Consider the following 24,448-nt stretch of genomic DNA (forward strand, 5'->3'; position numbering starts at 1 on the left):
GAGGGGCTATGGCAGGCGAAGAACATGTCTCCGTTGCGGTAAGAGATGATTTTCTGGCGCGCCAGACGAAGGCCAAGCCAATTCCTGCGCTTGCTGAGCTGCTTTGGAACAGCCTCGACGGTGATGCTAGCGAGGTCTCAGTGGAGTTCGTGCACAACGATCTCGCCGGAGGAATGTCCAAGATCGTCGTCTATGATAATGGAGACGGATTCTCCCGCACCGATGCACGGGCGCTGTTTGGCAATCTAGGTGGTTCCTGGAAGCGCCATACTCGTCAGACGAAACGCACCCACCGCATGATCCACGGCCAGGAGGGCCGCGGGCGCTACAAGGCATTCGCTCTCGGTCAGTCTGCCACCTGGAAGGTGTGTTACGAGGACTCAGATGGGCGCAAGGCGTTTGACGTCAAAGTCCTGGAGTCTGATCTCACGGACGTAACCATCACGGAGGAGATCTCCGCGCCCGATCGCGGAACAGGCGTCATCGTCGAAATCGACGATCTTCGGCGGGATTTCAGGACCTTCGAGAGCGAGGAAGGTCTCCAGGACCTGAACGAGATTTTCGCTCTCTACCTCATGAACTATCGCGGCGTATCAGTATCGATCGCCGGCCAAAGGCTTGATCCAGAGAAGGCGATAGCCAGCCATCACAAAGCCCCCCTTCCGCCGATCGTAACCACGGACGGCACCCAACATAGCGTCGAGTTGGAGGTAATCGAATGGAGAACGGATGCGCGCCGCGCGCTGTACCTTTGCTCCGCAAACGGATTTCCGTTTGATCAGCTCGAGACTCGCTTTCACGTCCCTGGCTTCTCGTTCTCGGCCTACCTGAAATCGAGCTACGTAGAGGAGCTTCACAACGAGGAGCGGGTCGCGCTCTCGGAGATGGACCCTCTGCTCACCTCGGCGGTCGAAAACGCGCGAGCCGCGATCAAGGATTACTTCCGAGAGAAGGCGGCGGAAAAGGCGCGATCGCTCGTCGACGAATGGATCGCCGAGGACGTCTATCCATATCGGGGCGAACCGCAAAACGCCGTCGAAAAGGTGGAGCGTCAAGTCTTCGATATCGTTGCGGTTCAGGTTCAGGAGCTAGCGCCGGACCTCGGCCTTAGCTCGGCAAAAGCTAAGGCGCTGCACCTTCGCATGCTTCGCAACGCGATCGAGCGCGGACCGGAGGAGTTGCAACTGATCTTGAAGGAAGTTCTCGACTTGCCGGCCCGTAAGCAGAAAGAGCTCGCCACGCTCCTACAGGAGACGACGCTTTCCGCAATCATCACCGCGGCCAAGACGGTTGCCGACCGGCTGAAGTTCATCTCTGCCCTCGAGTCGATCGTCTTTGATCCCGAAACCAAGGGCCGGCTGAAGGAGCGGACACAACTCCATAAGATCCTCGCCGAAAACACTTGGATTTTCGGCGAAGAGTATAACCTGTGGGTCAGCGACAAGGATCTTCGCCGTGTCCTCGAAAAGCATCGAGACCACCTCGCCCCGGACATCTCGATTGACGACCCGGTGAAAGTGATCGGCAAGACGCGAGGCATCATCGATCTGATGTTCTCTCGTTCCACCCGCCGACACCGGGCCAACGACATCGAACACATGATCGTCGAACTCAAGGCTCCAAAGGTGAAGATCGGCGCCAAGGAAATCACCCAGGCGAAGCAGTATGCGATCGCCGTCACATCGGATGAGCGATTTTCGACCGTCGAGGGCGTGCGCTGGCACTTCTGGCTCGTGTCGAACGCCTATGACGACTTTGCTAGGCACGAAATCGACAGCGGCCCGGATCGCGAGCGACGCCTAATTGCAAAAGGGCCTCGACATATCGTCGGAATAAAAACCTGGGGTGAACTCATTGAGGATAACCGCGCTCGCCTTCAGTTCTTTCAAGAGCATCTGCAGCATTCAGCCGATGAGGGTGCCGCTATCAAGTATCTCCAGGAGAAGCACAGCCAATACCTAGAGGGTGTTATTGTCGAGGAAGCCGGCGACAGCAACGAGGATCAGGCGGCAGCTCGCGTCCCGGAAAGTTCCGGACAGCCTGCTTAGCCGACCTGCTCTACCTGCAGCGTCCCAGCAGCAAGCGGTTTAATCAATGTCTGCGCCGACACCGATGGATCGAGCCAATCGGCCCAGACGGCGCGTTCGAGAATTACGATCTGCCGATCATGATATGGCGCGATGTCGGGACCGGGCTCCATGGTCAGCATCGTGAACGCCTCACCGACGTCCTTGGTCTCGCGCCAGATGCCGGCGATGCAGAAGATCGGCTCGTCGCGCTTCGTGAACAGCCACTTATCCTTGCGCTTCTTGCCCTTCTCGGTCGGATCGGTGAACTCGTAGAATCCGTCGGCGACGATCAGGCATCGGTTCGACGTGAACTCGCGCCCTTCCGAGCGGAAATTATAGACGGGCCGCTTGTTTGGTCCCGGCCAACTCCAGCGCCGCTGCACCAGGTCGCCCTCGCCGCGCACGCCGTCAGCCGTGCGGATGATCGGCGCGAGATCGGTGATCTTGATGTCGTCGCGCGCCTCGATGTTCGGTGCGCCCTCACCGAAGCGGATCTTGATCTTCAGGTCGGCGAAGTCGTCCATGATGGAAGCGAAATCCACCTTCAGTCGATAATCATTGCACATCGGTCCTCCGTCTCGATCGCCATTGCCTCGCGACATCGTTCTTGTTATGTTCGCATGCTATGAGCGCGAAGGTATTCGATTCCGAAGCATCGCTCGACGAACGCCGGACCATCATAAGGCGCGACGGCGGCGATGTTGAGATGGTGGAGCTGCCCTGGGGCCTTCAGCCCCGCGAGCCCGGCGGCCGCCCCTTCACGGTCGTGCGCGCCGAAGGTCGAACCTTCCCGAACCATCGCTGCCTCGTTCCCGCGTCTGAGTTTCGGCATCGCAGCCACGGCAAACATTACGGGTTTTCGCTGGCAAACGGCGACTGGTTCTATTTCGCGGGCATTTGGCGACCGGCGACGCGAGACTGGCCTGAAGCCTACGCAATCCTGACGACCGCGGCGAACGATGACGTCTCGCCCTATCACGAGCGCCAGATGGCAGTATTGCGTCGCGAGCAGCGAATGGCGTGGCTCGACCTGACGGTGCCAGAGAATCAGCTTTTGCAGCCGTTGCCGGCGGGCAGCTTTAGGATCGTGCGTCTTCGAGATCACGAAGCCCAAGCGGCGCTCGCATTCTGACATCCTGATTTACGCATTTGCGTTTCTACGGCTTTGAGGGGAAAGCCTTCCCCTGCGTCCAAGCCCTGCGGTCTCGGCCGACCCCTTCTGCAGGGCCTGCCGCCCCGCAACGCCCCGCAAGAGAGTGAGAGTGCGGACCGGGTTTCCGTGACGGGTTGAGGGCTGGGAGAGAGGCTTCCGGCGCCCGTCATGGAGACGACCCATGACTCAGGTGGAAATTCTGGACGCCGATCGCGATGGGCGGCAGGGCTACAAAGTGGACGTCAATCGCGGCCAGCGGATCGGCCGGGTGTCCTCGGAGTGGTTCTCGCGGCCTGCGGACGAGCGTTACCTGTCCCTGTCCAACCTCTACGCCGCCGTGCGCGGCCGGACCGAGCGCAGCCGGACCCGGACCGTGGAAAGCGCGACAATCCGGGTGGAGGCCAGCCGTAACGACGCGGAGCTCCTGGCGCTGCTGTTGCCTGGCTCCGATGCGCCGATCGCCCCAACCCATTGGAGCTTCGGCCAGCTCGCGAGCCTGGTCGGGGCGCCGGCCGCCTACCTCCGCCAGCTCCCGGCGCCGCTCGCCGGCATCAACCTGCAATATGGCCTCGCATCGCATCGCGCCGAGCAGGTGAAGACGCTCGAGATCGAAGACGGCCGCGTCGAACTGCGCGCCGTCACCGGCCCCGACTATGGCCGTATCTTCGACCATGAGCTGGTCGCGGCGGTGCAGCGCATCGCGGGCAACGGCACGGGCGACACGCGCTGGAAGGTGCCGGGCGTCCTCGACTGGTCAACCGGCGTCTACAATCCGCGCGTTGACATCACCCAGGACACGACGACGCTCTACGCTTCCGACCGCGACGTCTTCCTCTTCCTGGTCGATGACCTCAACCCGATCGAAGCCGGCCGGCTCCCCGACGGCTCGCCAGACCTCTACTTCCGCGGCTTTTACTGCTGGAATTCCGAGGTCGGCGCCAAGACGCTCGGCATGGCGAGCTTCTATCTCCGCGCCGTCTGCCAGAACCGCAATCTCTGGGGTGTCGAAGACTTCGAGGAGATCACCATCCGCCATTCCAAATACGCCGCCTCGCGCTTCGCCCATGAGGCGGCGCCGGCGCTGACCCGCTTCGCCAACTCTTCGCCGCTGCCCTTCGTCAACGGCGTCAAGGCAGCGCGGGAGAAGATCGTCGCCCGCACCGACGACGATCGCAGCGAGTTCCTGCGCAAGCGCGGCTTCTCCAAGACCGAGACCACGAAGATCATCGAGACAGTGCTGGCTGAGGAAGGACGCAAGCCCGAGAGCGTATTCGACTTCGTACAGGGCATCACCGCCCTCGCCCGCGACAAGACCCATCAGGACGCGCGGCTCGATTTGGAGGGGCGGGCGAAGAAGCTGCTCGACCGGGCAGCCTGACTCCCGGAAAGCCGGAGATGCGGATCGGCGTGTCTCCGGCTCCGTGCCTTTCCGTCTTTCCTGGTCGTCGGTTTTGCGGCGCTGCCCTCAGAGTGAGAGGGCGGCGCTGCGCTTCGTGACGGGTTGGAGGCTGAGAGAGAGGCTCTCAGTCGCCCGTCGCGGAGTACATCCCGATGGCAATTGCGAAGAAGAAGATCACCCTCTCGCCCTCGCGCGACATTCCCTTCAATCAGCTCGTGCTAAGCCAATCGAACGTCCGGCGCGTCAAGGCTGGCGTTTCGGTTGAGGAGCTGGCGGAGGACATCGCCCGGCGCGGCCTGCTTCAAGGCCTCAGCGTCCGTCCCGTCATCGACCAGGCCGGTATCGAGACCGGCATGTTCGAGATCCCCGCCGGCGGCCGGCGCTACCGAGCACTGGAGCTGCTGGTAAAGCAGAAGCGCCTCGCCAAGACGGCGCCGGTGCCCTGCGTCGTCCGCGAAAGCGGGATCGCCGAGGAAGACTCGCTCGCCGAGAACGTCCAGCGCGCTCCATTGCATCCGCTCGACCAGTTCCGGGCCTTCCTGGCATTGCGCGAGAAGGGCCAGTCCGAGGAGGAGATCGCCGCCGCCTTCTTCGTCTCGGTCAACGTCGTGAAGCAGCGGCTGAAGCTCGCCTCGGTCTCGCCGACGCTGCTCGACGTCTATGCCGAGGACGGTATGACGCTCGACCAGCTCATGGCGTTCACGGTCTCCGGCGACCACGAACGCCAGGAGCAGGTGTTCGAGAGGTTGCAGCACGCCTACGACAAGCAGCCCTATGCCATCCGCCGCATGCTGACAGAGGGCGCCGTGCGCGCGTCCGAGAAACGCGCGCAGTTCATCGGCATAGACGCTTATGTCGCGGCGGGCGGCACGGTGCTGCGCGACCTGTTCCAGGGCGATGACGGCGGCTGGCTGCAGGATGTGGCTCTGGTGGATCAGATGGTGACCGACAAGCTGAAGGCCGAATCCGACGCGATCGCCGCGGAAGGCTGGAGGTGGATCGAGGTCGCGCCCGACTTCGCCTATGGCCACACCTTCGGCCTGCGCCAACTGCGCGGCGAGACCGTGCCGCTCACGGCCGAGGAGGAAGCGACGCGCGACGCCTTCCAGGCGGAGTTCGATCGCCTGTCCGAGGAATACCAGGACGCGGACGACCTGCCCGACGCGGTCGACGAGCGCCTGTCGGAGCTTGAAACGGCGCTGGAGGGATTCCAGTCACTGCCGGTTGTCTTCGACCAAGCCGAAATCGGACGCGCCGGTGCCTTCGTCAGCATCGCGCATGACGGCCAGCTTCGCATCGAGCGCGGCTATGTGCGGCCTGAAGACGAACTGCCTGTGGAGCCGGAAACCGATGCAGCAGAGGAAGAGGCGCCTCGCGCCGCCGCGGAGAGCTTCGATTCTGCGGGAGTTGAAGTCGTCGCACACGAGCCGATGGCAGAACCGGAGGAAGACGAGGGCCTTTCGCCAATCTCCGACCGGCTGATGACGGAGCTGACATCCCATCGCACGCTTGGCCTGCGTCAGGCGCTCGGGGAGCGGCCGGATGTCGCCTTCCTCGCGGCCTTGCATGTCATGACGCTCAAGACCTTCTACCACTATGGCTCTGATAGCTGCCTCGAGCTGGACCTCAAGAGCGTCACCTTCGGCACGCAGGCGCCGGGCCTCAACGACAGCGCCTCGGCCGAGGCGATCCGCGCTCGGCATGAGAGCTGGGCAAAGGCGCTTCCGAAGGAGTCCGCTGATCTCTGGGCAGTGCTTCAGGAATGGGACGGCGACAGCCGGGAAAGTCTCTTTGCCCATGTCGTCAGCCTGTCGGTCAACGCAGTGCATGAGGCCTGGAACCGGCGGCCCCGCGCCTTCGCCCATGCCGATCGTCTCGCCCAGGCGGTCGAGCTCGACATGGCGGCGGCTGGGTGGAAGCCGACCGTGGTCAATTTCCTCGGCCGCGTGACCAAGGCCAGGATTCTTCAGGCCGTGGCCGAGGCGAAGGGCCCGCGCGCGGCGGATCGCATCGCGCACCTGAAGAAGGGCGACATGGCCACCGAAGCGGAAACGCTGCTCGCCGACACCGGCTGGCTGCCCGAGCCGCTGCGCACGCCAGGCAACGGATCGGCCGATACCGCGCCTACCGGTGCGGCCGGCGAACAAACGACGGCGGAAGGCGGCGAAACGGCTATGGGCGATCAGATGACGTCGCACGAGAATGAATTGGCCGACGACGTTTCCCACGCGATCGCGGCCGAATAACCCGTCAACGACTTGCGAGACTGGCCCGCCGGCGACGGCGGGCCTTTTCGCATGAAGGAGGCCATCATGGCGGAGAGCCCGCATGACTTGGCCCGCCGTCTCTCCGATCAAGCCGAGGCGGTGTGCCGCCACTATCTATCCAGCGGTCGGCGCGAAGGCCGCTACTGGCTGGTGGGCGACGTGCGCAACACGCCTGGTCGGTCGATGTATGTCCGGCTCAAGGATTCGCCGAAGGGCCCTGCCGGCAAATGGACCGACGCGGCAACGGGCGAGCATGGCGATCTCCTCGACGTCATCCGCGAGAGCTGCGGCCTCATCGACTTCAAGGACGTCGCCGACGAGGCCCGGGTCTTCCTCAGCATGCCTCCACCGGAGCCGGAACCGCGCCAGCAGCAGCGCCAGAGCCCGGCGCCGCACGGTTCACCCGAGGCGGCCCGACGGCTGATTCGCATCTCACAGCCGATCTACGGCACGCTCGTACAGGCGTATCTTCGGGAACGCGGCATTACGGATTTACGCGGAGCCGGAAGCCTACATTACCACCCCCGTTGCTATTATCGTCCCGACGAGCATTCGCCGACCGAGACATGGCCGGCGATGATCGCGGCCGTCACCGATCTCGACGGCAAGATCACAGGGGCCCATCGCACCTGGCTCGATCCAGGCCGCCGCGACAAGGCGCCGATCGACACGCCGAGGCGGGCGATGGGCGATCTTCTTGGGCATGCAGTCCGCTTCGGCATCGGCGGCGAGGTGATGGCGGCCGGCGAAGGCATCGAGACCGTTCTGTCGCTCCGGCAAGTCCTTCCTGACATGCCGATGCTGGCGGCGCTCTCCGCGGCCCATCTCACCGCCACCCTGTTCCCGGACACGCTACGGCGACTCTACATCGTCCGCGACAACGATCCGGCCGGCGACGGGGCGCGCGACAGCCTGATCGAGCGGGCGAACGCGGCCGGGATCGAGGCGATCGTCATCTCGCCCGAGCTGGGCGACTTCAACGAGGATCTCCGCACGCTTGGCCTGGACGCCCTGCGGATGGAAGCCCGGTTGCAGGTCGCACCGCAGGACGTGGCCCGTTTCATGGCGCTGCCGGCCTAGCCGGCAGGGGAACGGGGCTGCGGGACGCCGTCGTGCTCGGCGGATGCGTCAATCCATCGGAGGGGGACCGCGCCTCGGCCTTCGAGAGGGCGATCGGCCCACAAGCCGGCCAGCCGGGCAATGGCGGCGGCCGACTATTTTCCGGCGGCGCGTGCCGCGCCTTTCCATCGCGAGACAAAATAGCCGGCCTTAGCCATCGAGCCCTGCGCTTGCGCTCCGGGTGCCCATCCGTCCGGCCCGTGGGCTTCGTCGCCATGAAGGCCGCGACGGTCGCGGTCCAACCGACGGAGCATCCCATGCGCGAGCACGACGACTACGAACCGCACCACGCATCCTCACCCACCGACCATGTCCTCAACGAACTCCAGCTCCACGGCTACCGCCCCTTCGCCGACGAACCCGACCAGCGGCTTCTGCCCGATGGCAACGCGGTCTCGGGCGCCGTCGCCGACGTCTTCAACGCGCTGATCGGAACGCTGGAGGACACCCGTCTTGAGCCCGACCTCGACGATCTCCTCTGGTCAACCGTCAACGTCTTCCACCGCGCCACCGAGCGGATCGCCCGCGAGCTCGATGACAACGAGCAGGCCCAGAAGCGTTCCCAGCGCGAACAGGACGGCAGCGAGGTGAAGTCGGTCGAGCTGGAGCGCCAGATCGCCGAGGGCATGACGCTGATCGAACGTCAGAACGTCTTCGAGTTGATGCGCGACCAGGCCGCCGAGCACTATGAGCGCCAGGTCGGCAAGGCGTGGCTCCCCCGCAGCGGGTCGAAGGTCAACCACCGCAATCTCACCTCGGCGATGATCGACAGCCGCGACTTCCTCATGGCGAAGAAGCGCGCCGAGCAAGAGGTGCTGCTGCCGCCGGGTCCGAAGATCGTCGTCACCGGCGGGCTGGACTACGACGACCACCGCCTGATCTGGGCCAAGCTCGACCAAGTGCATGAGAAGCACCCGGACATGGTGCTGGTCCACGGCAAGTCGCCGAAGGGCGCCGAAAAAATTGCATCGCTCTGGGCGAAGAACCGCAATGTCCCGCAGATCGGCTTCGCGCCCGACTGGACGAAGCACGGCCGGGCAGCGCCGTTCAAGCGCAATGACGAGATGCTGCAGATCGTGCCGAAGGGCGTGATGCACTTCCCCGGCACGGGCATCAACGACAACCTCGCCGACAAGGCCAAGAAGCTCGGCATCCCGGTCTGGAAGTTCGACGGCGCGTAAGCGCCGCCATCTTTCACGTTCCCGCCCCGACAGACGAAGGCGTTCAAGGCTGCTGGCGCCAAAACTGCGTGCTGTAATTGTTCAGCCCGCGGCTATGAGAATCGACTGTCGCTTGGAAGGTGTCCGGGATCTTGTCCCCCTCACCACCTTCCCTGAAATAATCCCTGACCGAATAGAGCGCGCCTCTCATGAGGTGCTCCCAGGTTTGATAGAGCGTGTTTTGCAGTTCCTGCTCTTGCTTGGCGGCGCTCGGCTTCCGCTTGGGGATCGGCCTCGTATAGTCCGGACGCAGATCGACGTCATGGACGAAGGTTATGTGGCTGAACTTCCACTCGTCGTCGACCGTCCCGCGCCACCGATAGCTCACCCTGACACTCAGATGTTTGCTGAAGCGATGCGGCGGCATGATCTGGTCATCGACTATGAAAAGCTGCGCGTCCTTCTGTTCGGTTTCCAGTCGTCGCTTCATAGCGCCGACGGCGAAGGACAAATCACGTCCTGCGCGTCGAAGTGCGTCTCCTGTTTCCGCCCGCTTTTTCGGCGCCTTAGCCTTGCGGTGTTTCGCCAAGCTCTGATCGAATGAATGAAGCTTCGTTGCGATGTAGGAGCCGCAGTTCGCCAGAGCGAGACGGTGCAAATCACCCGACCGTTCCTCCCGGATCGCCTCCTCGATGAGCCTGTCCACCTCGCTGGCGTCGAGGGCCACGATGGCAACCTGCTGATCTCGGGGGATGTTGATCTCTCCCATGCCGTGTATCCTCGTTCTCCTGCTGACGCGTGGGTCTCCGCCGACCACCTCGGAGCTCAAGTCACAGACGGCGAGTCACCCAGTGCAAGAATAGCCGACACGGAGTGAATTCGCACGGTGAAGCACATGAGGTCTCTGGACTGATTAGTGCCTCCACGTAGAGCAAAGCACCCCCGCTTATCTGCGCTGATCCTTGGTCGGATTGATCGCTTGACGCCATCAACCCGTAAAGGGTCGGCTATGCGAGCACGCCGCCACTTCGGCTGCGCCTGCGCGATGATTGCAGCGCTCACTCCGACACTCCGGGCGCCTGTCAGAGGGGGATGGTCCTCCGCTCGAACAGGAGCCGGATCGATGTCCGTCAACGACGCTCACGCCTTCGCCTTCAGCCTCGCCACCACGTTGATGGCGACCATCATCATCTTCCAGGCTGGTGACGGCACCCTCTCAGTTACGCCCGCCTGCGAGTACGACGGCGACCCCGCCGCCATCGTCCACGAAATCGATCCCTTCGCCCCCTGACCGGGGCGAGCCGGCGCGGCCGAGCGGAGATCACATGCGATTTCCGCTCCCGGCGCAGCCGGTTTTCGACTATATTTCGATCGCGCCGTGGTGGTGGTGGTGGAGGCGCAACCGTCAGACCTTTTCTCACGGAGGCCACCATCATGATCATCCTCGCCATCCTCGTATCGCTGGCCGCCATCGGCCTACTCTGCTGGCTGCTGTTCACGCTGGCCGTGTTCGCGCTGCCGGCGTTCGCCGGCGTGACCACCGGCGCCTGGGCGTATGGCACCGGCGCGGGCATCGTCGGCGCGATCGTCGTCGGCGCCGTCGCCGCCGGCGCCACGCTGGGCATCGGCCAGTTCCTGCTCCTCTTCGTCCGACTGATGTGGCTCAAGCTCGTCGTGGCCATCGCCTTTGTCGCCCCGGCGGCGATCGCCGGATTCCACGCCACCCATGGCATCGTGAAGCACCTGATGCCCTCGGAAGCGTGGCAGATCGCCTTCTCGATCATTGGCGCCATCGCAATCGGCATCACCGCCTTCGTTCGGATCGCTGGCATCGCGGCGGCACCGAGCCCGTCCGACCGGGATCTTGTCCAGGCCTGATCTTCGTCATCACCATCAGAGGGTCAGACTAGCGGTGGGCGTAGCGGCCCTGCCGCCTCATGGCGTTGCGACGGCGGGTGCGGCGCGGATCGAGGCTCGGCCCGGAGAAGCGGTCGTCGTTCGAGCGCTGCAGAGGCAGAGCGATGCCTCGGCGGCGCACCGGACATTCGGCGCGGCGATCACCTTGAGCGCGGTGGAAGGTCAGGATGCAGCAGCGGCAGCCTGACGGGAGGAGACGAAGCGGTGAGCATCGATCGCGGTGTCTTGCCGGTAGCGCAGAGCCGCCATGGTCTCCGTCATCTGGCCGTCCAGAGACCGCTCCACACGGCCTCTTCAATGGCTTGATCTGGCCGAAGGCCGGCTTCGCCTCGATCGCCTATGACGCAACAGCCGCGTCAGACTTTCTTCCCCTGCCGGCTGCGCCGCCATTCCTCGCGAGACAAGAAAGTCCTCCTTAGCTGTCGAGCCCCTTCGGGGTGCGCCGTCGATCGCCTCCGGCCTGCCGATCGCCATCGAGGCCGCAATGGTGCGGGCTCGGGAACGGAGAACGGAGACTTACCATGGCGACCATCGGCACCTTCAAGAAGTCCGGCTCGAACGAGTTCACCGGCGAAATCGTCACCCTCAGCGTCCAGGCCAAAAACGTGCGCATCGTCCCCGACACCCGCGCCACTGGCGAGAACGCCCCCAGCCACCGGGTCCTGGTCGGCCGCGCCGAGATCGGCGCCGCCTGGTCCAAGCGCTCAAACGAGGGCCGCGATTATCTGGGCCTCAAGCTCGACGATCCGAGCTTCAACGCCCCGATCTACGCCAACCTCTTCGACGACGAGGAAGCCGAGACCTTCTCGCTGATCTGGTCCCGCCCCAACGGCCGGCGCGGCGACTGAGACCCATCGCAAGGCCCCGGCCGAAAGGTCGGGGCCTTCGCCCATGAGACGACCGAATCAGTCACAGCAATCAGGAACGAAGTGGCAGCGCATAAGGAGCTTGTGGCTGGATTCGTCGCGCTAAAGCGACTATTATAGTCGTAGTTCTGGCGTACGCGTGGGTCCGAATGGGAGGTGATCATGCATGATCACCGCCCGACAATCGCGGGCCGCACGCGCGTTGCTGGGTTGGACGCAGGAGACGCTCGCTGACAAGGCCCGAGTATCGCTGACCGCGCTCAAGCGCCTTGAATCCGCAAGCGGTCTCGAGGTCTTTGAGAGCACACGCGATGAGGTCCGGCGTGCGTTCGAGCGGGGCGGGATCGTCTTCCTGAACTCCGACCAGGGCGTGGGAGTGATGCTTGTCGACAGGAAGAAGAAGAGCTGACGCATCGGCGCAGGTTCCGACCGCCCGATCGCCCTGCGACGGCATCGCGGATAGCCAACACCTTCAAAACAGCGTTAACAATTCCCTTCAAAATGGATACATCCTTGCTCGGGGGATGCCGTGACCAAGGAAGACTTTCTGGACCAGCCGCCTGGGGGCACCGCCCTCACCGCCTATGATCGGGCGCATCTGAAGCTGTATCTGCGCCTCCTCGACGCGGACGCCGAAGGCGCGGACTGGAAAGAAGTCGTCGAAGTGCTGTTTGGAATCTGTGCCAAAGCCGAACCGGAGCGCGCCGCGCGCGTCCACACCACCCATCTCGCCCGTGCAAAATGGATGACCGAGAACGGCTTCTCCGAGCTGTTGGGGCCCCGTTTGCATTGAGGTGATGCAGAACCTGCATCACGTTGATCCGACTTCGTTCTTCCCAGCCGAAATTCAACTTGGAATCGTGACGCCCGCGCAACTCGCGTTGGATCAACATTACGCAGAGGCGGTGGAGGATGTCGGAGGATGAAAATTGGCGGTCGGAGGCCGCCTACGAGTATATTGATGATCTGACGCCCAGCGAGCTCGCCTGGGAATTCCTGCGGCGGAACCCCGATTACAGACAATCCTATTACCAGCTGTTGTCCAGCGGCCGACTGACGGACGAGACAGCTCGGGACTTTGCGCAGCAATGGGGGTTGCGATTTCGTAGCCGACCCGCAATCCACGGCTCTCGCCCGGCCGATATTCTGGACCCCGCAAGTCGATCCAGCCGCGATCCTGCTCGAAGCCAGCCCCTCGCCGTCCGAAGGCTTTCACCTCACCGCTGATGAACTGCGAGGGCAAGCGAGGCTCGACCGGGATGCCACGCTGATCCAGCTTCAGCTACGTGGCGAGCGCTACGACGTCGGCCTGACCGCGCTTGATGGGAACGAGCCGCTTGCGGCCGTCATCCCGCTGGACGAGCTCACACTAGACCGCCTCACCGCTCTCGGACGGTTCTGGGCGGCCGTGACGGGAAGGCGTGTTCCTCCCGACCCACGCATGACCCCGCAACGCCGCGAGCGAGCCCGCCAGATGCTGCGCGCGGTCGACGCGCGCCAGAGCGGCGCCATTTACCGCGTCGTCGCCGAGTATCTCTTTCCCCAACACAAGATCGACACAGCGTCCTGGGTCGGCGATCCGATCCGCGAGATCACCATCCGTCTCGCCCGCGACGGCATGAAGCTCGTGCGCGGCGGCTACCGCACATTGCTGCGCCGACCACGCCGCGACCGCTGACACCCGCAGCGTGTCGATCTTAGCCGCCTTACTTCGACATCGTCCGAGGCGCCGTCTTCGCGCCACCGTGCTCGCAACCCGCCGCTCGTTCGCAGCGGCCTCCCGCGAGACCACGGAGGTTCGATCATGGCCGAAAAAGCCGCCAACCTACCGCCACGCTACCTGAGAACTCAGGAAGCCGCGCGCTTCCTCGGCCTCTCCGAACGCACCCTCGAGAAGCACCGCACCTACGGCACCGGCCCGATCTACCGCAAGCTCGGCGGTCGCGTCGTCTACTCCGTCGAGGACCTGCAGAGCTGGGCGGATCGCGGCCTCGTCACCTCGACCTCCGATCCTCGCGGCGGCTCTGTGCTGCCGGCCAAGCGCCAGCCCTCGCCCGCTACCGCCGGCGGCCGCTTTCCGCGCTGAGGTGGGCCGTCCATGTCGTCCCGCCATCATCATCGCGACGAGCGCGCGCAGCTCGATCTGTTCCGGGCGCTGCCCGGCGATCTTGCGCCCCGCGATGCGCAGGACCTCATGGCCTATCCGTTCTTCTCGCTCGCCAAGTCGAAGCGCCTGGCGCCGATCGACTTCACGGCGGGCTCGGTGAAGATCCGCGTCGAGGCCGTATCCGAGCATGGCATGGCCACGATCTGGGATGCAGACGTCCTGATCTGGGCCGCCTCGCAGATCGTCGAGGCCCGCGACGTCGGTTTGCGGCCGTCGCGGCTGATGGCCACCACACCCTATGAGATTCTGAACTTCATCGGCCGCGGCGTCAGCTTGCGCGATTACGACCGCCTGAAGGCCGCGCTCGACCGGCTGCAATCGACCACCGTCGCGACCTCGATCCGCCAGCCCACCGAGCGGCGGATGCACCGCTTCTCCTGGATCAACGAATGGAAGGAGCGCGCCGATCACCGCGGCCGTCCGCTCGGCCTGGAGCTGATCGTCCCCGACTGGTTCTACGGCGCCGTTCTCGACGACGCGCTCGTCCTCACGATCGACCGAAACTATTTCGGTCTCACGGGCGGCCTGGAGCGCTGGCTGTATCGCCTCGTGCGCAAGCACGGCGGCAAACAGGAGTTCGGCTGGAGCTTCGACTTCCCGCACCTCCACGCCAAGTCCGGCAGCCTCTCGCCGCTCAAACACTTCGCCTACGACCTGCGCGACATCGTCCGTCGCCAGCCGCTGCCCGGTTACCGGCTCACCATCGAGCAGTGCCTCGCCGGTCCCGAAATCCTGTCCTTCGTACCCACCGATCCCGACGCGCTCGGCATCCCACGCCGCCGTCGCCGCTCGACAACTCGCCCTGGGGATAAGCTGTGAATCGTCTCGTGCTATCAGGGACCGGCACTATCGTGCCATCGGGGACCGGAGTCTCGTGCTATCGGGGACCGAAATCGCCGATTCGTCGCGCTGAATCAGCAGCTTGCGAACCCCGTAACTTATCTAACCTAGATTCCTTCGGAATCTTTCTAACGGACCCGCGCTTTTCCACGCCTGCGGATAACCATCCGCCGGCAAGGAGGAGCGCGCCATGATCGTCGCGCTGCTCAACCAGAAGGGCGGCGTTGGCAAGACCACGCTCGCACTGCATCTCGCCGGCGAATGGGCTCGCCGTGGCAAGCGCGTCACGCTGATCGACGCCGACCCGCAGGGCTCGGCGCTCGACTGGTCGCAGCAGCGCAGCCGGGAGGGGTTGGAGCGGCTGTTCGGAGTCGTGGGGCTCGCCCGCGATACGCTGCATCGCGAAGCGCCGGAGCTCGCCCGCGACGCCGACCACATCGTCATCGATGGGCCGCCGCGCGTCGCGGGGCTGATGCGCTCGGCGCTCCTTGCCGCCGACCTGGTGTTGATCCCCGTGCAGCCGTCACCGCTCGATGGCTGGGCCTCGGCCGAGATGCTGACCTTGCTCGGCGAGGCGCGCATCTATCGCCCTCAGCTCGCTGCCCGCTTCGTGCTGAACCGCTGCGCGGCCCGCACCGTGCTGGCGCGCGAGACGGCCGAAACGCTCGCGGACCACGATCCGCCGCTGCTTGCGACCACCATCGGCCAGCGCATCGTCTTCGCCGACGTCGTGCAGACTGGCCGGCTAGCCGCCGAGCAGGATCAGGATTGTCCTGGCGCGCGCGAGATCGCCGCGCTGGCGGCCGAAGTGGCGAGGATCGGCGGATGAGCGATCGGTCCCCGAAGCGCAGCTTCGCGTCCCGGCCTGCCGATCCCGAGAGCTGGATCAAGGCGCCCGATCGCCAGGCGCAGCGCGTCCACCCTGCCGAGGAGTTCTCGGCCCGGCTGACGATCGACGTCACCGCCGAGATGCGCGGCCGGATCAAGATCGCGGCCTTCCAGCGCGGCCAGACGGTTGCGGACATGCTGCGCGCGCTGTTCGAGCGCGAATTCCCGCCCCCATCAGGAGAAGAATCATGACCGGCCTCGCCGCCGCATCCGCGCGCGTCGGCCGCGCCGCCGCCGCGCCGCCAGACGATCTCACCCAGGTCGAACTCGTCTGGATCGAGAAGCAGATCGAGCACTGGATCCGCTTCGGCCGCGAGGTTTGCGAACAGGATCTCGATCGCCGCCGCCGCATCCTCTTCTTCCCTCCCGGCAGCATCTTCGCGCTCGTACGCTGGGCCGCGAACGAGCACGGCACCGTGCTCTCGCGACTTGACATCCTGCGCGCCGTTCCTTGCGGCGCGTTCTGCCAGACGATCCCGACGGTGACGCCCGGCGGTGACATCCTGCTGCGCGTCGGCGGATGGCCGAAGGTCGACCGCGTGCTCCAGCTCATCGATGCGATCGAGGCGATCGGCATCGATCCAGCGGAGGTCTCGCCCGATCATTGGCGGCACGTCCACAACCGCCTGGCCGCCGGCGAGACGCCGCGCGCGTACACGATGCAGCGCCATCGGGCCTTCCTCCTGCGCCGGGAGATCGACGCATGACCCGGCTCGGCTACGCCATCACCACGACCGCCGCCGTGTCGCTGCTGGGTGTCCTGTCGCTCGTCTCCTTCACGCCGAAGCTGATCTGGAACGCGTCGGCGAGCACGCCGATCGGCCTCTATGCGATCGAGCCCGAGCGCTCCTCGGAGGTCACCGATCTGGTCGCCGTCCGCGCGCCCGAGCCGCTGGCGAGCTTCCTCGCCGAGGGCGGCTACCTGCCACGCGGCGTACCGCTGATGAAGCGCATCGCAGCCCTTCCCGGGCAGCGCGTCTGCCGGACGGGCGTCGCCATCACCGTCGACGCCGTGCCGATGGGTGAAGCGCTCGAGCATGATCGCCGTGGCAATCCGCTGCCGATTTGGCAGGGGTGCCGCGTCGTCGCCGAAGGCGAACTGTTCCTGATGAACTGGCAGGTCCGCGACAGCCTCGACGGCCGCTACGTCGGGCCGCTACCCGCCTCCGCTGTGATCGGCAGGGCGACCCCTCTCTACACCGACGAGGACGGCGATGGCCGCTTCGTCTGGCGCGCGCCGACGCGGTGACGGCGCGCCCATGCCCTTCCTCGCCGCAATCCTACGGAGGCAAATCATGTCCCTGATCGGTCAATTTAGCCGCACCAAGACGGGCTATGCCGGGCGCATCAGAACGCTTGGCCTCGACGCCGAGCTGGTGCTCGTGCCCGCCGAGCACTCCGATGCCGAGAACGCTCCCGACTATCGCGTCCATCTCGGGTCTGACGACGATGGCCCGGAGGTCGGGGCCGGCTGGAAACGGACCGGCGAGAAGGCTGGCGATTACGTCTCGCTGCAGCTCGACGATCCAACGCTCAGTCATCCGATCCGCGCCAACCTGTTCCAGTCGGCCGACGACAAATCCGCCTGGGGCCTGCACTGGACCCGCCCGCCCAAGCGCAGCGAGCGGGACTGAGCGATGCCGGCCCGTCGCCATCGCACTGCCGCCGGACGGTTCACCATCGTCCGGCCCACTGCGCTCCTTCTCCTTTCCGGCCTCACTCTCGTGATACCGGCGGCGGCCCTCGCCCAGGCACAGGATGCGCCGACCGCGCGCCCGTCTCCCGCCGATCCCTACGCCGGCCAGATCGCCGAAGCCGCGCGGCGCTTCGGTATTCCGGAGGCTTGGATCCGAGCCGTCATGCGTGTCGAGAGCCGCGGCAATGTGCGCGCGATCTCGACCAAGGGCGCGATCGGCCTGATGCAGATCATGCCCGCGACCTGGACGGATCTGAGTGCCCGCCACGGTCTCGGCAACGATCCCTATGATCCGCGCGATAACATCCTGGCGGGCGCCGCCTATCTGCGCGAAATGCACGACCGCTACGGCTCGCCGGGTTTCCTGGCGGCGTACAATGCCGGTCCCAGCCGCTATGAGGAATATCGCGACAGCGGCCGCCCGTTGCCGGACGAAACGCGCGCCTATGTTGCCGTCCTCGCACCGATGATCGGCAGCGGCGATGTCGCCGCCTCCGTCACGGTGGCGGCCGCCGATCCGCTCGCCTGGACGCGTGCGCCGCTCTTCATCGCGCAGGCCGACAGCAGCGCGACTGCAGATCAGCGGCCGAGCGCGCACGATCCGACCGCACCGTCACCGCACGCATCCGAGCGCGATCGCACGCCGTCGTCACCACCATCTGACGGGCTCTTCGTGGCGCGCGCAGCCAGTGCGGGGCCGCGATGAGCGCTTTCGCACTCCATGCGGCGTTGTCGGGCTCTGGCGTAGGATTGACCGGAGAGCGGGGCAGCGCAGGCACCACAACCGCACGATGGCAGGATAAAGGGCCGCGACGTGCGGCTCTGTGCGGTTGTGCTTTTTCAACGGGTTATGGCCCGTTTGCGCGAGGTGCGCCTGATCGGCACAGCCTGCGCGCACGGCGCTTTCCCAATGATTTCCTCGGCTTTGCGCGATGTGCGGAGCAGCGGCCATGAGCGCCGAGGACGATTTCCGCATTCGGCCAGGCCGCATCCGCTCGACCCGCGCGCAACAGGTCCGACCCTTCATCGCGCAGGCGCTCGCCGCCGCCCAGAAGGCCGGCGGCGCCGTCTCCCAGCCAGGAAGGATCGGTCCTGGCAACCGCTCGCGCTTCGGCCGCGGCCAGCGCGCGGCGGTGCAGGCCAACCGGGTCCTAACCGCCCGTTCGCGCGGAGCCGTCGTTAAGGCCCGCGTCGTGCGCCACGGCGGACGCAACGCGCCGCTCGGCACGCACCTCAACTATCTGCGTCGAGAGGGCGTGACCCGGGATGGAGAGAAGGCCCGGCTGTTCGGCCCCGGCGGCGATGATGCCGATCCCAAGGCGTTCGCGGAGCGGTGCGAGGATGACCGGCATCATTTCCGCTTCATCGTCTCGCCCGACGACGCGCTGGAGATGGCCGACCTCAAGGGATTCGCCCGAGAGCTGGTCGGCCAGATGGAGAAGGATCTCGGCACCCGGCTCGACTGGGTGGCGGTCGATCACTGGAACACCGAGCATCCTCATGTCCATCTGATCGTGCGCGGCGTCCGCGACGATGGCGAGAACCTCGTCATCTCCCGCGACTACATCAAGGAGGGCATGCGCGACCGCGCGCGCGACCTCATCACCCAGGAGCTCGGACCGCGCACTGACCAAGAGATCCGTCGCACCCTCGAGCGCCAGGTCGAGTCCGAGCGCTGGACCCATCTCGATCGCCAGCTCACGCGCGACGCTTACAGAACCGGGGTCGTTGATCTCGCCCCGCAGCCCGATCGACAGCCCGACGAATTCCACGCCCTGAAGGTCGGGCGCCTGCGCAAGCTGGAAACGATGGGACTCGCCGACCAGGTCGGGCCCGGCCAATGGACGATCTCCGAGAAGGCGGAGGCGACCCTGCGCGAGCTCGGCGAGCGCGGCGACATCATCAAGCGCATGCATCGCGCGCTGACCGACCGTGGGATCGAGCGCGGCGCGGCGGGCTATGTGCTCGCCAGCGAAAGCCTGAACGACCCCGTCGTCGGCCGGCTGGTGACACGAGGCCTCGACGACGAGCTCAAGGGCACGGCCTTCGCCGTGGTCGATGGTGTGGACGGCCGCACCCATCACATCAAGCTGCCCGATCTCGAGGCCGCCGGTGACAGCGCGCCGGGTTCGATCGTCGAGCTGCGCAAGTTCGATGATGCGAAAGGCCAGCGGCGCGTCGCACTCGCCGTGCGCTCCGATCTCGACATTTCTGCCCAGGTCACCGCGACCGGCGCGACCTGGCTCGACCGGCAGGCGATCGCCCGCGAGCCCGTGGCCCTTGGCGGTGGCGGGTTCGGCGCCGAGGTGCGGGACGCGATGGACCGCCGCGCCGAACATCTGATTGAGCAGCGTCTGGCTGAGCGCCATGGCCGCAGCGTCATCTTCTCTCGCAACCTCATCGACACGCTGCGTCAGCGTGAGGTCGAGGCGCTGGGCGAAAAGCTTGCAGCCGAGACCGGGCGTCCCTTCACCAAGGCCGGGATCGGGGAATATGTCGCCGGCGCCTATCGGCAGCGCATCGCCCTCGCTTCCGGCCGCTTCGCGATGATCGACGACGGTCTCGGCTTCCAGCTCGTGCCCTGGTCGCCCTCGCTCGAAAAGCACCTTGGCCAGCACGTCTCCGGCGTCGCCCGCGGCGATGGCGCGGTCGACTGGAGTTTTGGCCGCAAGCGCGGCCTCGGACTGTAGCCCGCAGGAAAGGACCCCGCCATGTCAGCGACCAAAATCCTCTGGGGCCAGATCCTCACCGTCATCATGATCGTGCTCTTCACGACCTGGGCGGCGACAGAGTGGACGGCGTGGCGTCTCGGCTTCCAGGCACAGCTCGGGCCGGCGTGGTTCGAGCTGGCCGGCTGGCCGATCTATTATCCGTGGTGCTTCTTCCCCTGGTGGTACTTCTACGACGCCTATGCGCCACCAATCTTCGTCGAGGGCGCCTACATCGCGGCGTCGGGCGGCTTCATCTCGATCGCCGTGGCCATCGGCATGTCGGTCTGGCGGGCACGTGAAGCGAAGAATGTCGAAACCTATGGATCGGCGCGCTGGGCTCGGGCTGAGGAAGTTCGAGCGGCCGGCTTGCTCGGCGCTGACGGTGTCGTGCTCGGCAAGCTCGATCGCGATTATCTGCGCCATGATGGGCCAGAGCATGTGCTGTGCTTCGCGCCGACCCGCTCCGGCAAGGGCGTTGGCCTCGTCGTGCCCTCGCTGCTGACCTGGCCGGGCTCGGCGATCGTTCATGACATCAAGGGCGAGAACTGGACGCTGACAGCGGGCTTCCGATCGCGGCACGGGCGCGTGCTGCTGTTCGATCCGACCAATCCGAAGTCCGCCGCCTACAATCCGCTGCTGGAGGTCCGCAAAGGGGAATGGGAGGTCCGCGACGTTCAGAACATCGCTGACATTCTGGTCGACCCCGAGGGGAGCCTCGAGAAGCGCAATCACTGGGAAAAAACCAGTCACGCGCTGCTGGTCGGCGCGATCCTCCATGTCCTCTATGCCGAGGCCGACAAGACGCTGGCCGGCGTCGCCGCCTTCCTCTCCGATCCGAAACGGCCGATCGAGTCGACCCTGGCCGCCATGATGAAGACCGCGCATCTCGGCGAAGCCGGGCCGCACCCCGTGATCGCCAGCGCCGCGCGCGAGCTGCTCAACAAATCGGACAACGAACGGTCCGGCGTGCTGTCGACCGCCATGTCGTTCCTCGGCCTCTATCGCGATCCCGTCGTCGCCGAGGTCACGAGGCGCTGCGACTGGCGTATCGCCGACATTGTGGGAGCCAAGCACCCGGCCACGCTCTACCTCGTGGTGCCACCGTCCGACATCAACCGCACCAAGCCGCTGATGCGCCTCATCCTCAACCAGATCGGGCGGCGCCTCACTGAGGACCTACGGGCGAAGGGCGGCCGGCATCGGCTGCTCCTCATGCTGGACGAATTCCCGGCGCTCGGCCGGCTCGACTTTTTCGAAAGCGCTCTGGCGTTCATGGCCGGCTATGGCCTCAAAAGCTTCCTGATCGCCCAGTCGCTCAACCAGATCGAGAAGGCCTATGGGCCGAACAATTCGATCCTCGACAACTGCCATGTGCGGGTGAGCTTCGCCACCAACGACGAGCGCACCGCCAAGCGCGTCTCGGACGCGCTCGGCACCGCCACCGAGATGAAGGCGATGAAGAACTATGCCGGTCACCGGCTCTCCCCGTGGCTCGGCCACATGATGGTGTCGCGTTCGGAGACGGCCCGCCAACTGCTCACGCCCGGCGAGATCATGCAGCTCCCGCCGTCCGACGAAATCGTCATGGTCGCCGGCACGCCGCCGATCCGCGCGAAGAAGGCGCGCTACTATGAGGACCGCCGATTCCAGGAGCGGATCCTTCCGCCGCCCGCGCACGCCAAACCGAAACAGGCGTCGACAGACGACTGGAGCAATCTGGCCCTGCCGCGCATGCCGGAGATCCTGTCGGCGGCGCCGGCAGCCAGCCCAGATGACGAGGACACCACCGAATCCGAGCGTCGCCGCCAGCCCGAGTTGAACCGCGTGCAGCCGATCGAGAAGAAGGCGCCGATCGAGAACGAGTTCGAGATCGATCCGGCCGACGACACCGACGAAGACGTCGCCCGCACCAGCCGCATGCGGGACACGATGCGGCAGGTCGCGCGTCAGGCCTCGCTCGATCCCGGCGACGGCATCGAGCTTTAGGAGAGCCGCGATGACGAAATCCCCGAAGAAGCAGCGGCTCTCCGTCTATCTCGAGCCCGATGTCATGAAAGCTCTCGCTGCGCACGCGGCCCGCCGTGGCCACTCGCTGTCACTGATCGCAGAGGCCGGCATTGCATCCTTCCTGTCGCCCGACGCTGCGGAACGTCAGGAGGCGTCGATCACCAAGCGCCTCGACCAGATCGACCGGCGCATGACCCGCGTGGAGCGCGACGTCGGTATCTCCGTCGAGACGCTGGCGATCTTCGTGCGCTTCTGGCTGACCACGACGCCGGCGTTGCCCGAGCCCGCGGCTCAGGCTGCTCGTGCGAAAGCCGGCGAGCGGTACGAGGCGTTCATCGCGGCTCTGGGTCGTCGACTCGCAAGCGGGCCGAAGCTCAGGCAGGAAATTTCGGAAGACATCGATTCCGCGCGCGTCGCGGAATAATCGTCTGAAAGGATATCACAAGTATAGAGTGGTTCCGCCGTTTCCCTGTCTTTGTACGCCACAGTACGCCGACCACATTTCGGTTGTTGTCATGCCCTGATTTCTGCCTCTTCTACTCATCCCCGATCCAGGGCCGCACTTCGCGGGCCCGCACGAGAACGGGGGCGACGTGGCGGCCACTCACCAGAAATCGGAGGCGATCCTTCGCGGCGCACGCATGCTGCGCACGGCCCTCGGGCCGGCGATCGCCCAATTTCTGGAAGATCCCGCGATCGTCGAGGTGATGCTCAACCCCGATGGGCGGCTCTGGATCGACCGCCTTTCCGAGGGACTCTCCGACACGGGTGAACGGCTGTCGCCAGCCGATGGCGAACGCATCGTTCGCCTCGTCGCGCACCATGTCGGCGCCGAGGTGCATCCAGGCAGCCCGCGCGTCTCCGCCGAGTTGCCCGAAACAGGGGAGCGGTTCGAGGGGCTGCTTCCGCCGGTCGTTGCCGCACCGGCTTTCGCCATCCGCAAACCCGCCGTCGCCGTGTTCACGCTCGATGACTATGTCGCGGCCGGCATCATGGCGGCCGCCCAGGCTGAAGCGCTGCGGGTCGCCGTCGCCGAGCGTCGCAATATCCTGGTCGCCGGCGGCACGTCGACCGGCAAGACCACGCTCACCAACGCACTGCTTGCCGAGGTGTCAAAGACGTCCGATCGCGTGGTCCTGATCGAAGACACGCGCGAGCTCCAATGCGCCGCCCCGAACCTCGTCGCCATGCGGACGAAGGATGGCGTGGTTTCGCTGTCCGAACTCGTCCGATCTTCCCTGCGCCTCCGCCCTGATCGCATCCCGATCGGCGAGGTACGCGGCGCCGAGGCTCTCGACCTTCTGAAAGCGTGGGGCACCGGTCACCCCGGCGGCATCGGCACCATCCATGCCGGCACCGCGATCGGTGCGCTGCGCCGCCTCGAGCAGCTCATCCAGGAAGCTGTCGTCACCGTCCCGCGCGCCCTTATCGCCGAGACGATCGACCTCGTCGCCGTGCTCTCCGGCCGCGGCGCGTCGCGCCGACTCGCCGAGCTCGCCCGCGTCGAAGGGCTCGGTCCCGACGGCGATTATCGCGTCCTTCCCGCCCGCCAGCCCCTCACAGGAGATCTGTTATGATCCATCGCGCCATAGCCATCCGCCGTCACGTCGCGACGGCGGCGTCCGTCACCTTCCTAACCCTTGCGCTCGCGCCGGCGGCCCATGCGTCCGGTTCGTCGATGCCTTGGGAGCAGCCGCTGCAGCAGATCCTGCAGTCGATCGAGGGGCCGGTGGCCAAGATCGTCGCTGTGATCATCATCATCGTGACCGGGCTCACGCTCGCCTTCGGCGACACCTCGGGCGGCTTTCGGCGCCTGATCCAGATCGTCTTCGGCCTGTCGATCGCCTTCGCCGCGTCGAGCTTCTTCCTGTCCTTCTTCTCGTTCGGCGGCGGAGCGCTGGTCTAATGGCGACCTCGGTCGACGCCGCGAGCGAGGTGCCGGGCTTCTCGGTTCCGGTCCATCGCGCGCTGACCGAGCACATCCTGCTCGGCGGCGCGCCGCGCTCGATCGCCATTCTGAACGGGACGCTGGCGGCGGCGCTCGGCCTAGGCCTGCGCCTCTGGCTGGTCGGCCTCGGTCTCTGGGCGATCGGTCACTTCGCCGCCGTCTGGGCCGCCAAGCGCGATCCGCAGTTCGTCGACGTGGTGCGCCGCCATCTGCGCATTCCCGGGCATCTGTCGGTTTGAGG

28 protein-coding genes and 2 pseudogenes are annotated in these 24,448 nt (G+C 65.6%); 28 read left to right on the top strand and 2 right to left on the bottom strand.

The window, feature by feature from the left end:
* Positions 1–8 precede the first annotated feature (8 nt).
* Complete coding sequence (locus tag GXW71_RS10965; protein ID WP_211852543.1) at positions 9–2,048, top strand: ATP-binding protein; 2,040 nt, start codon at positions 9–11, stop codon at positions 2,046–2,048.
* Here the strand turns inward: GXW71_RS10965 and GXW71_RS10970 are convergent.
* The gene (locus GXW71_RS10970) at positions 2,045–2,593 is read right to left on the bottom strand and encodes an SOS response-associated peptidase (RefSeq protein ID WP_246526469.1); all 549 of its coding nucleotides are present in this window, start codon (positions 2,591–2,593) and stop codon (positions 2,045–2,047) included. The two genes, GXW71_RS10965 and GXW71_RS10970, sit on opposite strands and share 4 nt — an antisense overlap.
* A gap of 101 nt (positions 2,594–2,694) precedes the next feature.
* Here GXW71_RS10970 and GXW71_RS10975 point away from each other — a divergent pair, with 101 nt between their 5' ends.
* The 6 genes and pseudogenes from GXW71_RS10975 (at position 2,695) to GXW71_RS10995 (ending at position 9,188) form a co-directional block, all read left to right on the top strand.
* Positions 2,695–3,201, top strand: a complete 507-nt coding sequence (locus GXW71_RS10975; RefSeq protein WP_211852545.1) for an SOS response-associated peptidase family protein — start codon at positions 2,695–2,697, stop codon at positions 3,199–3,201.
* A gap of 202 nt (positions 3,202–3,403) precedes the next feature.
* Positions 3,404–4,600, top strand: coding sequence for a DUF932 domain-containing protein (locus GXW71_RS10980; RefSeq protein WP_211852546.1), 1,197 nt, complete (start codon positions 3,404–3,406; stop codon positions 4,598–4,600).
* A 173-nt stretch (positions 4,601–4,773) separates the two neighbouring features.
* Positions 4,774–5,061 (top strand): annotated as a pseudogene (locus tag GXW71_RS35610) (ParB/Srx family N-terminal domain-containing protein); the annotation flags it as partial.
* A gap of 168 nt (positions 5,062–5,229) precedes the next feature.
* Positions 5,230–6,867, top strand: coding sequence for a DNA-binding protein (locus GXW71_RS10985; RefSeq protein WP_456315985.1), 1,638 nt, complete (start codon positions 5,230–5,232; stop codon positions 6,865–6,867).
* A 66-nt stretch (positions 6,868–6,933) separates the two neighbouring features.
* Entirely contained in the window at positions 6,934–7,968 is a 1,035-nt protein-coding gene (locus tag GXW71_RS10990; RefSeq protein WP_211852548.1) for a DUF7146 domain-containing protein, read from the top strand.
* 296 nt (positions 7,969–8,264) lie between these two features.
* The gene (locus tag GXW71_RS10995; RefSeq protein WP_211852549.1) at positions 8,265–9,188 is read left to right on the top strand and encodes a DUF2493 domain-containing protein; all 924 of its coding nucleotides are present in this window, start codon (positions 8,265–8,267) and stop codon (positions 9,186–9,188) included.
* A gap of 43 nt (positions 9,189–9,231) precedes the next feature.
* On the opposite strand, the gene GXW71_RS11000 is transcribed toward GXW71_RS10995, so the two are convergent.
* A complete protein-coding gene (locus GXW71_RS11000; protein WP_211852550.1) occupies positions 9,232–9,936 on the bottom strand; it encodes a hypothetical protein in 705 nt (234 codons plus the stop codon).
* A gap of 354 nt (positions 9,937–10,290) precedes the next feature.
* On the opposite strand from GXW71_RS11000, the gene GXW71_RS11005 reads away from it, so the two are divergent.
* The 21 genes and pseudogenes from GXW71_RS11005 (at position 10,291) to GXW71_RS11100 (ending at position 24,446) form a co-directional block, all read left to right on the top strand.
* Positions 10,291–10,458, top strand: a complete 168-nt coding sequence (locus GXW71_RS11005) for a hypothetical protein (RefSeq protein WP_211852551.1) — start codon at positions 10,291–10,293, stop codon at positions 10,456–10,458.
* Between the two features lie 143 nt (positions 10,459–10,601).
* A complete protein-coding gene (locus GXW71_RS11010) occupies positions 10,602–11,045 on the top strand; it encodes a hypothetical protein (RefSeq protein WP_211852552.1) in 444 nt (147 codons plus the stop codon).
* Between the two features lie 560 nt (positions 11,046–11,605).
* On the top strand, positions 11,606–11,932 hold the full coding sequence (locus GXW71_RS11015; RefSeq protein WP_211852553.1) for a DUF736 domain-containing protein: 327 nt from the start codon (positions 11,606–11,608) through the stop codon (positions 11,930–11,932).
* A gap of 184 nt (positions 11,933–12,116) precedes the next feature.
* A complete protein-coding gene (locus tag GXW71_RS11020) occupies positions 12,117–12,359 on the top strand; it encodes a helix-turn-helix domain-containing protein (protein ID WP_211852554.1) in 243 nt (80 codons plus the stop codon).
* 120 nt (positions 12,360–12,479) lie between these two features.
* Positions 12,480–12,743: a DNA -binding domain-containing protein gene (locus GXW71_RS11025; RefSeq protein ID WP_211852555.1), complete on the top strand. Its 264-nt coding sequence runs from the start codon at positions 12,480–12,482 to the stop codon at positions 12,741–12,743.
* A 119-nt stretch (positions 12,744–12,862) separates the two neighbouring features.
* Positions 12,863–12,997 (top strand): annotated as a pseudogene (locus tag GXW71_RS35435) (transcriptional regulator domain-containing protein); the annotation flags it as partial.
* A 31-nt stretch (positions 12,998–13,028) separates the two neighbouring features.
* Positions 13,029–13,628 carry a DUF2285 domain-containing protein gene (locus GXW71_RS11030; RefSeq protein ID WP_211852556.1) on the top strand — a complete coding sequence of 200 codons (600 nt, stop codon included), beginning with the start codon at positions 13,029–13,031 and terminating at the stop codon, positions 13,626–13,628.
* A 126-nt stretch (positions 13,629–13,754) separates the two neighbouring features.
* The gene (locus tag GXW71_RS11035) at positions 13,755–14,036 is read left to right on the top strand and encodes a helix-turn-helix transcriptional regulator (RefSeq protein ID WP_211852557.1); all 282 of its coding nucleotides are present in this window, start codon (positions 13,755–13,757) and stop codon (positions 14,034–14,036) included.
* A 12-nt stretch (positions 14,037–14,048) separates the two neighbouring features.
* Positions 14,049–14,936 carry a replication initiator protein A gene (locus GXW71_RS11040; RefSeq protein ID WP_211852558.1) on the top strand — a complete coding sequence of 296 codons (888 nt, stop codon included), beginning with the start codon at positions 14,049–14,051 and terminating at the stop codon, positions 14,934–14,936.
* Positions 14,937–15,147: 211 nt separating this feature from the next.
* Positions 15,148–15,786, top strand: a complete 639-nt coding sequence (gene parA / locus GXW71_RS11045) for a ParA family partition ATPase (RefSeq protein ID WP_211852559.1) — start codon at positions 15,148–15,150, stop codon at positions 15,784–15,786.
* Positions 15,783–16,037, top strand: a complete 255-nt coding sequence (locus GXW71_RS11050; RefSeq protein ID WP_211852560.1) for a ribbon-helix-helix protein — start codon at positions 15,783–15,785, stop codon at positions 16,035–16,037. Before parA ends, GXW71_RS11050 begins: the two co-directional genes overlap by 4 nt.
* Entirely contained in the window at positions 16,034–16,552 is a 519-nt protein-coding gene (locus GXW71_RS11055; protein WP_211852561.1) for a DUF2840 domain-containing protein, read from the top strand. The genes GXW71_RS11050 and GXW71_RS11055 overlap by 4 nt, the downstream gene beginning before the upstream one ends.
* Positions 16,549–17,094 carry a S26 family signal peptidase gene (locus GXW71_RS11060; protein ID WP_211852562.1) on the top strand — a complete coding sequence of 182 codons (546 nt, stop codon included), beginning with the start codon at positions 16,549–16,551 and terminating at the stop codon, positions 17,092–17,094. The genes GXW71_RS11055 and GXW71_RS11060 overlap by 4 nt, the downstream gene beginning before the upstream one ends.
* A 46-nt stretch (positions 17,095–17,140) precedes the next feature.
* On the top strand, positions 17,141–17,479 hold the full coding sequence (locus tag GXW71_RS11065) for a DUF736 domain-containing protein (RefSeq protein WP_211852563.1): 339 nt from the start codon (positions 17,141–17,143) through the stop codon (positions 17,477–17,479).
* Between the two features lie 3 nt (positions 17,480–17,482).
* On the top strand, positions 17,483–18,247 hold the full coding sequence (locus GXW71_RS11070) for a lytic transglycosylase domain-containing protein (protein ID WP_211852564.1): 765 nt from the start codon (positions 17,483–17,485) through the stop codon (positions 18,245–18,247).
* A 244-nt stretch (positions 18,248–18,491) separates the two neighbouring features.
* Positions 18,492–20,231 (top strand): relaxase/mobilization nuclease domain-containing protein, encoded by a 1,740-nt coding sequence (locus tag GXW71_RS11075; protein ID WP_211852565.1) that lies wholly within the window; start codon positions 18,492–18,494, stop codon positions 20,229–20,231.
* A 21-nt stretch (positions 20,232–20,252) separates the two neighbouring features.
* Positions 20,253–22,238: a conjugal transfer protein TraG gene (locus GXW71_RS11080; protein ID WP_211852566.1), complete on the top strand. Its 1,986-nt coding sequence runs from the start codon at positions 20,253–20,255 to the stop codon at positions 22,236–22,238.
* A gap of 10 nt (positions 22,239–22,248) precedes the next feature.
* Entirely contained in the window at positions 22,249–22,683 is a 435-nt protein-coding gene (locus GXW71_RS11085; RefSeq protein ID WP_211852567.1) for a CopG family transcriptional regulator, read from the top strand.
* A gap of 217 nt (positions 22,684–22,900) precedes the next feature.
* Positions 22,901–23,836: a P-type conjugative transfer ATPase TrbB gene (gene trbB / locus GXW71_RS11090; RefSeq protein ID WP_246526483.1), complete on the top strand. Its 936-nt coding sequence runs from the start codon at positions 22,901–22,903 to the stop codon at positions 23,834–23,836.
* Complete coding sequence (locus tag GXW71_RS11095; RefSeq protein WP_211852569.1) at positions 23,833–24,165, top strand: TrbC/VirB2 family protein; 333 nt, start codon at positions 23,833–23,835, stop codon at positions 24,163–24,165. The genes trbB and GXW71_RS11095 overlap by 4 nt, the downstream gene beginning before the upstream one ends.
* Positions 24,165–24,446, top strand: a complete 282-nt coding sequence (locus GXW71_RS11100; RefSeq protein WP_211852570.1) for a VirB3 family type IV secretion system protein — start codon at positions 24,165–24,167, stop codon at positions 24,444–24,446. The genes GXW71_RS11095 and GXW71_RS11100 overlap by 1 nt, the downstream gene beginning before the upstream one ends.
* Positions 24,447–24,448: the final 2 nt, after the last annotated feature.

It is taken from the genome of Plastoroseomonas hellenica, assembly GCF_018129085.1.
Taxonomy (GTDB): Bacteria; Pseudomonadota; Alphaproteobacteria; order Acetobacterales; family Acetobacteraceae; genus Plastoroseomonas; species Plastoroseomonas hellenica.

Coding starts and splice junctions, on each gene's coding strand:
- GXW71_RS10965 (WP_211852543.1), top strand. CDS start 9: ATGGCAGGCGAAGAACATGTCTCCGTTGCGGTAAGAGATGATTTTCTG.
- GXW71_RS10970 (WP_246526469.1), bottom strand. CDS start 2,593: ATGGACGACTTCGCCGACCTGAAGATCAAGATCCGCTTCGGTGAGGGC.
- GXW71_RS10975 (WP_211852545.1), top strand. CDS start 2,695: ATGAGCGCGAAGGTATTCGATTCCGAAGCATCGCTCGACGAACGCCGG.
- GXW71_RS10980 (WP_211852546.1), top strand. CDS start 3,404: ATGACTCAGGTGGAAATTCTGGACGCCGATCGCGATGGGCGGCAGGGC.
- GXW71_RS10990 (WP_211852548.1), top strand. CDS start 6,934: ATGGCGGAGAGCCCGCATGACTTGGCCCGCCGTCTCTCCGATCAAGCC.
- GXW71_RS10995 (WP_211852549.1), top strand. CDS start 8,265: ATGCGCGAGCACGACGACTACGAACCGCACCACGCATCCTCACCCACC.
- GXW71_RS11000 (WP_211852550.1), bottom strand. CDS start 9,936: ATGGGAGAGATCAACATCCCCCGAGATCAGCAGGTTGCCATCGTGGCC.
- GXW71_RS11005 (WP_211852551.1), top strand. CDS start 10,291: ATGTCCGTCAACGACGCTCACGCCTTCGCCTTCAGCCTCGCCACCACG.
- GXW71_RS11010 (WP_211852552.1), top strand. CDS start 10,602: ATGATCATCCTCGCCATCCTCGTATCGCTGGCCGCCATCGGCCTACTC.
- GXW71_RS11015 (WP_211852553.1), top strand. CDS start 11,606: ATGGCGACCATCGGCACCTTCAAGAAGTCCGGCTCGAACGAGTTCACC.
- GXW71_RS11020 (WP_211852554.1), top strand. CDS start 12,117: ATGATCACCGCCCGACAATCGCGGGCCGCACGCGCGTTGCTGGGTTGG.
- GXW71_RS11035 (WP_211852557.1), top strand. CDS start 13,755: ATGGCCGAAAAAGCCGCCAACCTACCGCCACGCTACCTGAGAACTCAG.
- GXW71_RS11040 (WP_211852558.1), top strand. CDS start 14,049: ATGTCGTCCCGCCATCATCATCGCGACGAGCGCGCGCAGCTCGATCTG.
- parA (WP_211852559.1), top strand. CDS start 15,148: ATGATCGTCGCGCTGCTCAACCAGAAGGGCGGCGTTGGCAAGACCACG.
- GXW71_RS11050 (WP_211852560.1), top strand. CDS start 15,783: ATGAGCGATCGGTCCCCGAAGCGCAGCTTCGCGTCCCGGCCTGCCGAT.
- GXW71_RS11055 (WP_211852561.1), top strand. CDS start 16,034: ATGACCGGCCTCGCCGCCGCATCCGCGCGCGTCGGCCGCGCCGCCGCC.
- GXW71_RS11060 (WP_211852562.1), top strand. CDS start 16,549: ATGACCCGGCTCGGCTACGCCATCACCACGACCGCCGCCGTGTCGCTG.
- GXW71_RS11065 (WP_211852563.1), top strand. CDS start 17,141: ATGTCCCTGATCGGTCAATTTAGCCGCACCAAGACGGGCTATGCCGGG.
- GXW71_RS11070 (WP_211852564.1), top strand. CDS start 17,483: ATGCCGGCCCGTCGCCATCGCACTGCCGCCGGACGGTTCACCATCGTC.
- GXW71_RS11075 (WP_211852565.1), top strand. CDS start 18,492: ATGAGCGCCGAGGACGATTTCCGCATTCGGCCAGGCCGCATCCGCTCG.
- GXW71_RS11080 (WP_211852566.1), top strand. CDS start 20,253: ATGTCAGCGACCAAAATCCTCTGGGGCCAGATCCTCACCGTCATCATG.
- GXW71_RS11085 (WP_211852567.1), top strand. CDS start 22,249: ATGACGAAATCCCCGAAGAAGCAGCGGCTCTCCGTCTATCTCGAGCCC.
- trbB (WP_246526483.1), top strand. CDS start 22,901: ATGCTGCGCACGGCCCTCGGGCCGGCGATCGCCCAATTTCTGGAAGAT.
- GXW71_RS11095 (WP_211852569.1), top strand. CDS start 23,833: ATGATCCATCGCGCCATAGCCATCCGCCGTCACGTCGCGACGGCGGCG.
- GXW71_RS11100 (WP_211852570.1), top strand. CDS start 24,165: ATGGCGACCTCGGTCGACGCCGCGAGCGAGGTGCCGGGCTTCTCGGTT.